The 12,358-nt window shown below is 68.5% G+C and carries 13 protein-coding genes; 5 read left to right on the forward strand and 8 right to left on the reverse strand.

Translation table 11 applies throughout. The annotated features are described in order from the left end of the window. The first annotated feature begins 44 nt into the window (after positions 1-44). Genes uraD through pucL form a run of 3 tightly spaced genes read left to right on the forward strand, consistent with a single transcriptional unit; the run spans position 45 to position 1,744 of the window. Positions 45-536, forward strand: a complete 492-nt coding sequence (gene uraD / locus ACM6LR_RS31660) for a 2-oxo-4-hydroxy-4-carboxy-5-ureidoimidazoline decarboxylase (RefSeq protein WP_414940862.1) — start codon at positions 45-47, stop codon at positions 534-536. Further along, positions 533-850: a hydroxyisourate hydrolase gene (uraH, locus tag ACM6LR_RS31665; RefSeq protein WP_414940863.1), complete on the forward strand. Its 318-nt coding sequence runs from the start codon at positions 533-535 to the stop codon at positions 848-850. The genes uraD and uraH overlap by 4 nt, the downstream gene beginning before the upstream one ends. Before the next feature lie 6 nt (positions 851-856). Further along, positions 857-1,744: a factor-independent urate hydroxylase gene (gene pucL, locus ACM6LR_RS31670; RefSeq protein WP_414945097.1), complete on the forward strand. Its 888-nt coding sequence runs from the start codon at positions 857-859 to the stop codon at positions 1,742-1,744. On the opposite strand, the gene ACM6LR_RS31675 is transcribed toward pucL, so the two are convergent. Continuing rightward, positions 1,741-3,258 (reverse strand): alpha/beta hydrolase, encoded by a 1,518-nt coding sequence (locus ACM6LR_RS31675; RefSeq protein WP_414940865.1) that lies wholly within the window; start codon positions 3,256-3,258, stop codon positions 1,741-1,743. The genes pucL and ACM6LR_RS31675 overlap by 4 nt on opposite strands. A gap of 342 nt (positions 3,259-3,600) precedes the next feature. Between ACM6LR_RS31675 and ACM6LR_RS31680 the strand changes: the two genes are divergently transcribed. Then, positions 3,601-4,146, forward strand: a complete 546-nt coding sequence (locus ACM6LR_RS31680; protein WP_414940971.1) for a TetR/AcrR family transcriptional regulator — start codon at positions 3,601-3,603, stop codon at positions 4,144-4,146. A gap of 108 nt (positions 4,147-4,254) precedes the next feature. Continuing rightward, the gene (locus tag ACM6LR_RS31685) at positions 4,255-4,944 is read left to right on the forward strand and encodes a hypothetical protein (RefSeq protein ID WP_414940866.1); all 690 of its coding nucleotides are present in this window, start codon (positions 4,255-4,257) and stop codon (positions 4,942-4,944) included. Positions 4,945-5,015: 71 nt separating this feature from the next. Here the strand turns inward: ACM6LR_RS31685 and ACM6LR_RS31690 are convergent, their stop codons facing one another. The 7 genes from ACM6LR_RS31690 to ACM6LR_RS31720 are packed head-to-tail and all read right to left on the reverse strand — an operon-like array spanning position 5,016 to position 12,344. After that, positions 5,016-5,387, reverse strand: a complete 372-nt coding sequence (locus ACM6LR_RS31690; protein ID WP_414945098.1) for a gamma-glutamylcyclotransferase — start codon at positions 5,385-5,387, stop codon at positions 5,016-5,018. Next, on the reverse strand, positions 5,378-6,820 hold the full coding sequence (locus ACM6LR_RS31695; RefSeq protein WP_414940868.1) for an NCS2 family permease: 1,443 nt from the start codon (positions 6,818-6,820) through the stop codon (positions 5,378-5,380). Before ACM6LR_RS31695 ends, ACM6LR_RS31690 begins: the two co-directional genes overlap by 10 nt. 33 nt (positions 6,821-6,853) lie before the next feature. Beyond that, on the reverse strand, positions 6,854-7,348 hold the full coding sequence (locus ACM6LR_RS31700; protein WP_414940869.1) for a nucleoside deaminase: 495 nt from the start codon (positions 7,346-7,348) through the stop codon (positions 6,854-6,856). A gap of 34 nt (positions 7,349-7,382) precedes the next feature. Continuing rightward, on the reverse strand, positions 7,383-9,671 hold the full coding sequence (gene pucD, locus ACM6LR_RS31705) for a xanthine dehydrogenase subunit D (RefSeq protein WP_414945099.1): 2,289 nt from the start codon (positions 9,669-9,671) through the stop codon (positions 7,383-7,385). Next, positions 9,668-11,017 carry an 8-oxoguanine deaminase gene (locus ACM6LR_RS31710; protein ID WP_414945100.1) on the reverse strand — a complete coding sequence of 450 codons (1,350 nt, stop codon included), beginning with the start codon at positions 11,015-11,017 and terminating at the stop codon, positions 9,668-9,670. The genes pucD and ACM6LR_RS31710 overlap by 4 nt, the downstream gene beginning before the upstream one ends. Then, the gene (locus tag ACM6LR_RS31715) at positions 11,014-11,484 is read right to left on the reverse strand and encodes a (2Fe-2S)-binding protein (protein ID WP_414945101.1); all 471 of its coding nucleotides are present in this window, start codon (positions 11,482-11,484) and stop codon (positions 11,014-11,016) included. The genes ACM6LR_RS31710 and ACM6LR_RS31715 overlap by 4 nt, the downstream gene beginning before the upstream one ends. Continuing rightward, entirely contained in the window at positions 11,475-12,344 is an 870-nt protein-coding gene (locus ACM6LR_RS31720) for an FAD binding domain-containing protein (RefSeq protein ID WP_414940873.1), read from the reverse strand. Before ACM6LR_RS31720 ends, ACM6LR_RS31715 begins: the two co-directional genes overlap by 10 nt. Positions 12,345-12,358: the final 14 nt, after the last annotated feature.

Raw genomic sequence — 12,358 nt, forward strand, 5'->3', positions numbered from 1 at the left:
AAAATGTTGACGATGGCGGATTCACCGCCGTACCGTCGGTTCCCGTGCCGCTCACCATTCGAGAGTTCGACCAGGCATCCGCACAGGACGTCCGGCCGGTGCTGACCGCCTGCCTCGACGTCCCACGCTGGGTGGAAACCCTGCTGGCCAGGCGCCCTTACACTGACCTGGCCGCACTGCTCGCCGCGTCCGAGGCACTGGCACCGCTGCGCCCCGACGAGGTCAAACAGGCGATGGCCGCCCATCCCCGGATCGGGGAGAAAGCGGGCGGCGAGAGCACCGAGGCGGGCTGGTCGCGATCGGAACAGTCCGGTGTGGACGGTGACGCGGCGCGCGAGTTCGCGGCGGCCAACGCCGAGTACGAGGCGACGTTCGGGCACGTCTTCCTGGTGTGCGCGAGCGGCCGGAACGGCGCCGAGCTGCTGGAGAACCTCCGGTCGCGGCTGTCGAACGACCCCGGCACGGAACTCGAAGTGGCCGGTCGAGAACTGGCCAAGATCGCCGCGCTGCGGCTGGAGAAAGCGGTGACGTCATGAGCCTCGTGACCACGCACATCCTCGACACCGCCGCGGGACGCCCCGCCCCGGGTGTCGGAGTCCGGCTCGAAACCGGCGCGGGCGAACCCGTCGCCGACGGCCGCACCGACGCCGACGGCCGGATCCGCGACCTCGGCCCGGAAACCCTGGAACCCGGGGTGTACCGGCTGGTCTTCGACACCGGCGCCCATCTCGGCCCGGACTCCTTCTTCCCCGAAGTCACCCTGACCTTCCGCATCGCCGACGGAACCGAGCACCACCACGTGCCGTTGCTGCTGAGCCCGTTCGCGTACTCCACCTATCGAGGGAGCTGATCGCCCGTGGCCATCACCCTGGGCCCCAACCAGTACGGCAAGGCCGAAGTCCGGCTCGTCACCGTGCGGCGCGAAGGCGCCGTCCACCACCTCAAGGACCTCACCGTTTCGACGTCGCTGCGCGGCGACCTCGCGGCCACGCACCTGACCGGCGACAACGCCGACGTCGTCGCGACCGACACCCAGAAGAACACCGTGTACGCCTTTGCCAAGGAGGCCCCGGTCGGTGAGATCGAGGACTTCGCCCTGCGGCTCGGGCGGCATTTCGTCGACTCGTTCGAACATATCTCCGGCGCCCGGATCCTGATCGACGAACACGGCTGGCACCGCATCTCGGGCCACGATCACGCGTTCTCCCAGGCAGGCAGCGAAAAGCGCACGACCGCGGTGACCATTCAGGACGGTCGGGCCTGGGTGGTGTCCGGTTTGGACGATCTCGTCGTGCTCAAGTCCACCGGTTCGGAGTTCCACGGTTTCCCGCGCGACGAGTACACGACGCTGCCCGAGACGAACGACCGGATCCTCGCGACCGCGGTCACCGCGCGCTGGCGCTACCAGGGCGACGGGATCGACTGGGCGGCGAGCCACGCCGAAGTCCGGCGGATCCTGCTGGAGACCTTCGCGGACAAGCACAGCCTCTCCCTGCAACAGACGCTGTACGCGATGGGAGAGGCTGTGCTCAAGGAACGCGAAGAGGTCACCGAAGTCCGGCTCTCACTGCCGAACAAGCACCACTTCCTGGTGGACCTGTCGCCGTTCGGGCTGAAGAACGACAACGAGGTCTTCTACGCCGCCGATCGCCCGTACGGCCTGATCGAGGGCGTGGTCCTCCGCGACGACGTAGCGGACACAGAGGACCCAGGCCTGGCCTGGTACACCCTCTGCGCCTTCTAGGGCACGGGCAGCGGCATCCCGGGGACGCTCTGGTCGGCGGGAACGACCCCGTCGACCAGGTAGGCGTCCACGACCTTGTCCACGGCGGCGTTGCCGGTCGCGTAGAGCCCGTGGTCACCCTCGCCGGTCACCGTCAGCATCCGGGAGTTCGCGAACCCGGCGTGTGCCTTCCTGGCTCCCTCGATCGGCGTCGCCGGGTCGTGCTCGGACTGGACCATCAGCACCGGCGGGACGCCCTTGCCGTCCAGCTTCGGCAGCGGACGCGGTTGCTTGTCCCAGAACAGGCAGACCGAGGCGTTCAGCACGCCGCCGCCCGCCATGAGCAGCCCGCGGTCGAGGTTCCGCTGCGAGTCGCGGATCAACGATTCGCGAGTACCGGTGAACCGGCCTTCCCCGCAGAGGGTGTTCCAGAACGTGCCGTCCTGTGCGTCGGGGAAGTCACCCGCGTCCTTGACCGCGGCAAGGGCATCGGCCTTCGCCTGGGCCCCGTTCTCCAGCCCCGCCCGGACCTTGACCAGCAGATCGGCCAGCGCCGGGAAGGTCGCCTTCTTGTAGAGCATGTAGACCATGGCGTACTCGAGCTGCATCGGCCCGTTCCCGTTGATCGGGTTGCGAGACAAGGCGTACCGGAGCCGCTCGTAGGCTTGCCGGACCTCTTCGCCGCTGGTGCCGAAGTGGTACTTGGCGTCGTAGCGCGCCATCCACGGCAGGAAGTCCTGCCGCCAGCGGCGTTCGAAGCCGACCGACTGCCGGTTGAACGAGTTCTGCCACGTCGTGGTGAACTCCGTCGAGGAGTCCAGCACGAACCGTCCCGTCCGCTGGGGGAACCGCTGCGCGTAGTGCGCGCCCAGCCAGGTGCCGCCCGAGTAGCCGACCCAGTTGATCTTTTCCCGGCCGAGCAGCGCCCGGAGCAGGTCGAAGTCCTTGATCGTCTGGTAGGTGGTGATCAGCGGCCCGAGTTCGCCATTGGCGTTCTGGCAGGACTTGGCCACGTGTTCCGCGTTGGCCAGGATCTGGTTCAGGTTGCGCGGATCGCGGTCGCGCGGGTCCAGCTGGCGGATGAGGTCGGCGGTGCCGCGGCAGGTGACGTTGGTGCTCTTGCCGGTCCCGCGGACGTCGATGCCGATGACATCCTGGTGTTCACGCAGCTTCTCCTGCCCGCGGAACGTCACCGGGAACCAGCGACCGGCCCCGCCCGGCCCACCGGGGTTGGTGAGCAGCGAGGCCGTCGACGGCCCGGTGGACTTCAGCCTGCTCACCGCGATGGTCAGATCCTGCCGCTCCCACGGGCGATCCCAGTCCCGCGGCGTGCGGTAGGTCGCGCATTCGAGTCCGCCGATGTCGGTGCCCGGCGGCAGCGTGCTCAGTTCCTCTTCCGCGCACGGATGCCAGTCCAGTTTCTGGCCGGTGTAGTGAGCCGGAACGCCAGGACTGCTCGCCGAAGCCGGCACGGCTCCGACGAGCAGACCGCCCACGACCACCGGGATCATCCCGGCGATCAATAGCCGTTTCATCTGTTGCCCCCTTCTTTCCTTGGATTCCCAACGGCTCCCGACGCTAGGGCGGGGCGTCCTGCGCGAACATCGACCGCAGGTAGCACCGGAGGGTGAACCAAGGTTCAAGGGGTGACTAGGTCCGCGGCACAAGCCCCGCCGCGGCGGCCTTCCGCTGGAGTTCGTCCCAGCGCCTCGAAGGCGGGCGGTACGGCGCATGGCGACCTCGGGATCCGCCGTTGGACTACCGGCAGATCCTGATGAATTCCCACCTGCGCCCGGAGAAGTGAGTATCTTTCACGTTTCGGGATGGTTGATAGAACGCTCTATCATGGAGGCGTGACAGGGACGAGGGAACGCATCGTGAACGCCGGCGCCGAGCTGCTCCGGCGCAACGGGTACACCGGCACCGGGGTGAAACAGATCGTCGAGGCCGCGAACGCGCCCTTCGGCTCGCTCTACCACTTCTTTCCCGGTGGCAAGGAGCAACTCGGCGAGGAGGTCATCCGCACCTCCGGGATGATGTACCTGGCGCTGTTCGAGATCTTCTTCGCCGACGAGCCGGATCTGATTCACGGGATCGAGGCGTGCTTCGCCAGCGCGGCGGACACCCTTCGCGAGACCGACTACGCCGACGCCTGCCCCATCGCGACGGTCGCGCTCGAGGTCGCGAGCACCAACGAGAAGCTGCGGATCGCGACGGCGGACGTGTTCACGGCCTGGATCGAGACCGGTACCGAAAAGCTGGGCAAATACGGCCTTTCGGCCGAGTCCGCGCGGCTGCTCACCATCGCGCTGGTCAACAGTCTCGAAGGCGCGTTCGTGTTGAGCCGTTCGCTGCGTAACACCGAATCGCTCCAGGTCGCCGGGATCTCGTCGGTCGCCTTGGCCCGCACCCTGCTCCCCTGATCGTGAAGCACCGACGGCCGGTTGCTGAACACCGAGGTTTCCCCGCAACACACAACGACTTCCGGCCGACCTAGCGGTCACATGAGCCGAATTCCGTTTGGGGAGCACATGATCATCAGGAAGCTCGTAGCAGGCACCATCGCCGCCGCCGCGCTGCTGGCCGCGGGCGCGGTGCCCGCGACCGCCGCCGAGGTCCAGCCGTCCACCCTCACCACCACCGCGAGCAGCACCAAGATCGACGCCGGGAACTCCGTCGCGATCTCCGGGAAGCTCACCAAGGCCGACGCCACCCCGATCGCGGGCGCCGAGGTGGAAATCTCGTTCTGCTTCAACGGTTTCTGCGGCGAGGCCCAGGCCAAGCCGGTCACCGACGCCACCGGCGTCTACCGCGCGACGCTGACCCCGATCCGCACCGGCAACTACCACGCCGACTTCTTCTCCACCGACCCGGCGATCGCGAACTCGCGCGCCGACACCCCGCAGATCGTCGTGCTCCACCCGGCGAAGATCACGTCGTTCGCGGCGGGCCGGGACGCGGCCAAAGCCGTCACCGCGTCCGGCACGATCGACTTCCCCGGCCAGTACACCGCGAACCCGATCCCGGTCGAACTCCAGTACTTCTCGTTCAGCACCTACCACTGGACCATGGTGTCGACGGTCGACGCCACCTGGAACGGCACCACCTGGGCCTTCTCGATGACGGCCGCCCACAAGAAGCCCGGCGCCTGGCGTGCCTTCTACGCGGGCGCGCCCGAGATGTTCCACACGGCGGCGAGTGACCTCGTCTTCGTGCTCTGACCCGTTCCACGCGTGCTTGGAGGCGGAACTCGCGTGATCACGCGAGTCCGCCTCCAAGTATTTACGCGGCGTCAGCGGGAAGCGAGGTAGGCGCGCCAGTCGCCGACATCGGAGATGTCCGTCAGCTCGACGGAGTCCACATAGGACGAACGCAGCACGGTCGCGAGGCAGGCCGCGCCGTCCTCCAGTTCGACGACACCCAGCTCCAGTTCAGGCGGCTCCGCGGGGACGAGATGATCCCGCAACACCGAAAGCGGCAGATCATAGACCTCCCCGACGACGGCTCCGGAACCACCTTCGTACATCGCCGGAAACCGGTCGCCCACGGAGAAGTAGCGGTACTTCGGCGCGGATCGGGCCACGCAGCACAGGGGCGCGCCCTGCAACTGATCGTGCAGCGGGCCGCCTCGCATCCCGCCGCCGTTGAGGAACATCAGAACCACGACATGATCCCTTCGATTCCGAAGTACACACCGAACACCGCGGCCAGGATCCCGAGGATCCAGCCGATCTCGCGGATCTTGCCCTTGCAGATCTTGATCAGCACGTAGGCGACCAGACCGGCGCCGATGCCGTTGGTGATCGAGTAGGTGAACGGGATCAGCGCGACGGTGAGGAACACCGGGATCGCGAAGTCCAGGTCCCGCCAGGGAATCCGTGCGCACTGGGCCATCATCATCCCGCCGATGACCACCAGCGCGGGCGCCGCGGCCTGCGCCGGGACGACCGCCGCGATCGGCGTCAGGAACAGCGTCGCGGTGAACAGCCCACCGGTGACGATGCTCGCCAGCCCTGTCCGCGCCCCTTCACCGACACCGGCGGCCGATTCGAGGAACACGGTGTTCGGAGCCGATCCGGTGACCCCGCCCGCGAGCGCACCGGCGCCGTCGACCAGCAGGATCCGGCCCATTCCCTCGACCTTGCCGTCCTTGACCAGCCCCGCTTCCTCGGAGACGGAGGTGATCGTGCCCATCGCGTCGAAGAACCCGGAGAGCACCAGCGTGAACAGGAAGACCGCCGCGGTCACCGCGCCCGCCGACGCGAAGCCACCGAAGAGATCGATGTCCCCCAGCAAACTGAAGTCCGGATGCGCCACGACCTGCTCGGGCACCTTGGGTTCGACCAGCCCCCAGCCGTCGACCTCGGACACACTGTTGACCAGCACCGCGAGCCCGGTCGCGACGGCGATGCTGATCAGCACCGCGCCCGGAACGCCTCGGCTCACGAGCACGATCATCAGCAGCAGGCCGAGGCAGAAGATCGCGATCGGCCAGCCTTCGAGATGGCCCGCGATCCCCATCCGCACCGGCACCGTCGACTGCGCGGAGTCGGGTGTCCGCGTGACGAATCCGGCGCTGACCAGGCCTACCAGCGCGATGTAGAGCCCGATGCCGACGGTGATCGCGACCTTGAGCGGCATCGGGATCGCGTTGATGATCCGTTCCCGGATCCCGGAAACCGCCATGAACACGATGCAGACGCCTTCGAGGACGACGAGTCCGAAGGCCTGCGCCCACGTCATGGTCGGTGCCATCTGGAAGGCGACGACGCCGTTGACGCCGAGTCCCGCCGCGAGCGCCAGCGGCGCGTTGCCCACGAATCCCATCAGGATCGTGGTGACGCCCGCCGCCAGCGCGGTCGCGGTGGTGATCGCCTCGGTGCTCAGCCGCGCGCCGGTGATGTCGGCCGACGCGCCGAGGATCAGCGGGTTGAGCAGCACGATGTAACACATCGCGACGAAGGTGGTGATCCCGCCGCGCACCTCCCGGCCGATCGTGCTGCCGCGATGGGAGATCTTGAACCACCGGTCGAGCCCGGACAGCCGCCTCGGCTCGGACGAGGGCGGGTGGGGACGCTCGGTACCTAACTGGGTCATGCCTACTCCACAACGTTGTGGCGCGGGAAGAAACTAGTAGGCCTTCTTGTCGGGTTTCGACAGCCAAGCCTGGAAAGGCGCGAAAGAATCCGGAAGGGACAGTTGGCCGACGGATAGTGACCAGGTCTCGCGCGGGCGGGAAAAGAGGTCGTAGAACTCGCGGTCGTCGAAGCCGGCCTTGGCCGCGTCGTGGCGGTCCGCGGCGTAGACGACCTTGCCGACGCGCGCCCAGAGCGCGGCGGAAAGGCAGAGCGGGCACGGCTCACAGGAGGTCACGAGGACGCACCCGTCGAGTTTGTGGTCGCCGATCACCTGGCAGGCCGCGCGGATCGCGACCACCTCGGCGTGTGCCGTCGGGTCCAATGTCGTCGTCACCTGGTTGGTCCCGGTGGCCAGCACCGAACCGTCCCGGACGATCATCGCGCCGAACGGGCCGCCGCCGCCTTCGACGTTCGCGGTGGCCAGCTGGACGGCCTCGGCGAGCCATTTCTGCTCGTCGGACTCCGAAATGGACAGACGGGTACTCACGGATGTGCTCCTAGCTTGAGAAAGTACGGGGTGATCAGGTGCCGGTGAGGTGTTCGGGGCGCACCGGGACGCGGGGCAGCGCCAGTCCGGTGGCCGCGCGGATGGCCGCGACGATCGCCGGGGTGGACGAGATCGTCGGCGGCTCACCGACGCCGCGCAGACCATACGGCGCGTTCGGGTCGGGCCGTTCCAGGACGTCGATGTCCATCGGCGGCATGTCCAGCACGGTCGGGATCAGGTAGTCGGTGAACGACGGGTTGCGGATCTTCCCGTCGACGGTCTGGATCTCCTCCATCACCGCGAGCCCGAGGCCCTGCGCGGACCCGCCCTGGATCTGGCCGAGCACCGCCTGCGGGTTGAGCGCCTTGCCGACGTCCTGCGCGCAGTCGAGCGCGACGACCTTGATCAGCCCGAGTTCGGTGTCGACGTCCACGACCGCGCGGTGTGCCGCGAAACCGTACTGGACGTGCGCGTTTCCTTGCCCCGTCTCGGGATCGATGGGTGCCGTCGGACGGTGACGCCATTCCACGACCTCGTCGAAGACCTCGTCACCGAGGACGTCGGCGAGGTCGGCGAGCACACTGCCGTCGGCCGAGACGACCTTGCCGCCGACGACGTTCAGCTTCCCATCCGCGGCGAGTTCGCCCGCCAAGTGCTTGCGCAGTCCCGAACGCACCGCGACACACGCGGCCTGGACGGCTCCGCCGGTGACGTAACTCTGCCGGGACGCGGACGTCGAACCGCCGTTGCCGATGTTGGTGTCCATCGGCAGGATCGTCACCTGCTCGATGCCGAGTTCGGTCCGGACGATCTGCTGCATGATCGTCACCAGGCCCTGGCCGACCTCGCAAGCCGCGGTGTGCACGGTCGCCGCCGGTTCGCCGCCGACGAGTTGCAACCGCACGCGGGCCGTCGAGTAGTCGTCGAAGCCTTCGGAGAAACAGATGTTCTTGATGCCGACCGCGTACCCGACTCCCCGGACGACGCCCTCACCGTGCGTGGTGTTGGAGACGCCGCCGGGCATCCGGCGCAGGTCCAGAGCCTCGTCCTTGACTGGGAGCGGTTTGGCGCGAAGCCGTTCCAGCAGTTCGGCCACCGGGGCGGCGGAGTCGACCACCTGCCCGGTCGGCATGAGACTGCCTTCCTCCATCGCGTTCAGGATCCGGATGTCGACCGGGTCGACACCGCAGGCCTCGGCGAGTTTGTCCATTTGGGACTCGTACGCGAATCCCGCCTGAACCGCGCCGAAGCCACGCATCGCACCGCAGGGCGGGTTGTTGGTGTACACGCCCCAGCAGTCGATCGAAGCACTGTCCACATTGTACGGGCCGACGCCGAGCGTGGCGGCGTTCGCGACCACCGCGCCGGTGGACGAGGCGTACGCACCGCCGTCCAGGTACAGCTTCGCTTTGACGTAAACGAGACGGCCGTCCTTGTCCGCGCCGTGCTCGTAGTACATCTTCGCCGGGTGGCGGTGCACGTGACCGTAGAACGATTCCTCGCGGTTGTAGACCATCTTGACCGGCTTGCCGGTGTGCAGCGCGAGCAGGCAGGCGTGGACCTGGATCGAGAGGTCCTCACGGCCGCCGAACGCGCCGCCGACCCCGGCGAGCGTCAGCCGCACCTTGTCCTTCGGCAGGCCCAGCGCGGCGACGATCTGCTGCTGGTCGACATGGAGCCATTGCGTGGCGACGTAAAGATCGACACCGCCCTCGGTGTCGGGGATCGCCATGCCGGACTCAGGACCGAGAAAGGCCTGGTCCTGCATACCGACCTCGTAGACACCGGACACCACGACGTCGGCCTTCACCGACTGGTCACCATGGCGGATCCTGGCGTACCGCACCACGTTCCCGCCGGGGTGCGACTCGGCACCCTCACCGGCGGCGGCCTTCTCGGAGTCCGTCACCGGTTCGAGGACCTCGTAGGAGACCTTGATCCGCTTCATCGCACGGCGCGCGGTCTCGGGGTGGTCCGCGGCGACGACTGCGACGGGCTCGCCCTGGTAGCGCACGACGTCGACGGCGAGCACCGGCTGATCGGAGTGCTCCAGGCCGTACTTGTTCACGCCAGGCACGTCTTCGTGCGTCAGGACCGCGTAAACCCCTTGCACGGCAAGGGCTTCAGTGATGTCGATACCGGTTATCCGCGCGTACGGATGCGGGCTGCGCAGCGTCGCGCCCCACAGCATGTCCTCGTGCCACAGGTCCGACGAGTAGGCGAATTCGCCGCGTACCTTGACCGTCCCGTCGGGACGCCGCGGGCTCGCGCCAACGCCGTTGTCGGTCGCGGTCGCGGTGGTGGAGGTCTGCGTGGACGTCATAGCGTCTCCCTCAGCCGGGCACTGGCCACGGCCAGGTCGCGGGCGATCTCGTCTTCGGATTCCTCGCGCGGCGTCCCGCCGGTGACCACGGTCGCGCCGCCGACGAAGAGCCGCGCGACCGGCGGGGTCGCGCCGAGCACCAGCGCCGCGACCGGGTCGATGATCCCCGCGTAGTTCAGGCCGTTCAGGTCCCAGACCGCGAGGTCGGCGAGCTTGCCGGCCTCGATCGAGCCAAGGTCGTTCTCCCTGCCCAGACAACGCGCGCCACCCATCGTGCCCATCCACAACGCCTCGCGCGTGGTCAGCGCACGCGGCCCGCCGCGTTGCCGCGCCTGCAGCAGCGACTCGTGCAGCTCCTCGCCGAGGCCACCGGATTCGTTGGACGCGGCGCCGTCGACGCCCAGTCCGACCGGTACGCCGGCGTCGAGCAGTTGCCGGACCGGGGCGATCCCGGCGCCGATCCGGCCGTTGGACGTCGGACAGTGCGCCGCTCCCGTGCCCGTCACGCCAAGGCGCCGGATCGCTTCCGGGGCGAGGTGGATCGAGTGCGCGAGCCAGACGTCGTCACCGAGCCAGCCGAGTTTGTCGGCGTACTCAGCGGGCGTGCAGCCGGCTTCGGCGAGACACTGCTTCTCCTCGTCGATCGTCTCGGCGAGGTGCGTGTGAAGCCGGACTCCCTTGCGTCGCGCCAATTCCGCCGCACCGGTCATCAGCCGCTCGCTCACCGAGAAGGGTGAGCACGGCCCGACCGCGATCTGGAGGTGCGCGTCCGCGGAGTCGTCGTGGAACCGGGTGATGGCGGCCTCGGTGCCGAGCAGCGCGGCCTCGGTCTCCTCGACGAGGTTGTCCGGCGGGAGCCCGCCCTGGGACTCACCGCGGTCCATCGAGCCGCGGACGACGTGCAGCCGCACCCCGACGCGGATCCTTGCGGCGGCGAGGGCCTCCACCTGGTCGCCGCCGTCGCGCGGGAAGACGTAGTGATGGTCGGCGACGGTGGTGCACCCGGTGGTCGCGAGCCGCGTGAGCCCGGCGGTGGCCGCCGCGTGCGTGATGTCGGCGTCGAGCCTGCTCCAGATCGGGTACAGCGCGACGAGCCATTCGAACAGCGTGTGGTCGGCGGCGAGACCGCGCGTCGCCCATTGGTAGAGGTGGTGGTGGGTGTTGATCAGGCCGGGGGTGACCAGGTAGCCCGAGCCGTCGACTCGTTCGTCGTACTCGCCGCGGGGCGCCTTCCCGGCGCCGACCGCCGCGATGCGGTCGTTCTCGATGACGACGTGGCCCGAGGCGTGCTCGGTGCCCGCGCGATCGACGGTGGCGATCGCGGCGTTCTCGATGACGGTCTTCACGTGGTCTCTCCCCTGGTCGCGGCCAACCGGACGGCGTCGAGGATCTTCTCGTACCCGGTACACCGGCACAGGTTCCCCGCCAGCGCCTCGCGAATCTCCTCGTCGGCGGGGTTTTCGACCCGGTTGAGCAGATCGTGCGCGGCCACCACGAGACCGGGGGTGCAGAAGCCACATTGGACGGCACCCGCGTCCACAAAGGACTGCTGGACCCTGTCGAGGTTGTCGCCGTCGGCGAGCCCTTCGACCGTGCGGACCTCGCGGCCCTCGACCTGACCGGCCGCGACCAGGCACGAGCACACCGGGACCTCGTCGAGATAGACCGTGCAGGAACCGCATTCTCCCTGTTCACAGGCGTTCTTGGAGCCCGGGAGACCGAGCCGCTCGCGGAGCACGTAGAGCAGGCTCTCGCCTTCCCAGACGTCGTCGGCCTGGCGGGACTCGCCGTTGATCGTCACGTTCACGCGCACTCGCGTTCACCCTTCTGAAAGTCGTTCCACGCCCAGGTCAGCGTCCGCCGCGCCAGGACGGACAACGCGTGTTCGCGGTAGCCGGCGCTGCCCCGGACGTCGTCGATCGGCGACGACGCCTGGGAGACCAGCTCGCCGAACCGGCGTTTGACCGAGTCCGCGATCGACGCCTTGGTGGACCAGGGAAGTTCGGCGGTGAGGAATTCCTCGGCGGCGGTCGCCCGGCGCGGGGTCGGCGCGGCCGAGCCGACGGCGGCGCGGACTTCGCGGATGTCGAGATGCAGGGCCACCGCGAACGAGCAGACCGCGATGACCATCGCGTTGCGTGTCCCGACCTTGGCGAACTGCTGCGGGCCGATTGCGGCGGGCAGGTACACGGCGGTGATCAGCTCGTCGGGTTCGAGGGCGTGGCGTTTGACGCCGAGGTAGAACTCCTCGGCCGGGATCCGCCGCGTTCCGCGCACCGACGCGGCCTCGATCTCGGCGCCGAGCACGAGCAGCACGGGATGCGTGTCACCGGCGGGCGAGGCGGCGCCAAGGTTCCCGCCGACGGTGCCACGGTTGCGGATCTGCGGCGAGCCGACGGTGCGCGAGGCCATCGCCAGTGCGGGCAGAACTTCACCCAGCTCAGCGATCACCCGAACGTAGGGCACGCACGCGCCGAGCCGGATATCGCCGTCGGTTTCGGTCCACTCGGCGAGTTCGGTGACGCGGGTGAGATCGAGCAGCGCGCCGGGGCGACGGTGGTCGAAGTTGAGCTCCACCATGACGTCCGTGCCGCCCGCGATGGGCACCGCGTCGGGTCGCTCGGCCTTGACGGCGAGCGCCTCGGTCAGCGAGCTGGGGCGCAGGAAATCCACTCTCGGGCTCCTCG

The organism is Amycolatopsis sp. cmx-11-32 (assembly GCF_047608695.1).
In the GTDB taxonomy this organism is placed as follows: Bacteria; Actinomycetota; Actinomycetes; order Mycobacteriales; family Pseudonocardiaceae; genus Amycolatopsis.

Bases quoted from the DNA above. Each gene is read 5' to 3' on its own strand.
- ACM6LR_RS31685 (WP_414940866.1), top strand. From the start codon at position 4,255: ATGATCATCAGGAAGCTCGTAGCAGGCACCATCGCCGCCGCCGCGCTG.
- ACM6LR_RS31695 (WP_414940868.1), bottom strand. From the start codon at position 6,820: ATGACCCAGTTAGGTACCGAGCGTCCCCACCCGCCCTCGTCCGAGCCG.
- pucD (WP_414945099.1), bottom strand. From the start codon at position 9,671: ATGACGTCCACGCAGACCTCCACCACCGCGACCGCGACCGACAACGGC.
- ACM6LR_RS31675 (WP_414940865.1), bottom strand. From the start codon at position 3,258: ATGAAACGGCTATTGATCGCCGGGATGATCCCGGTGGTCGTGGGCGGT.
- uraH (WP_414940863.1), top strand. From the start codon at position 533: ATGAGCCTCGTGACCACGCACATCCTCGACACCGCCGCGGGACGCCCC.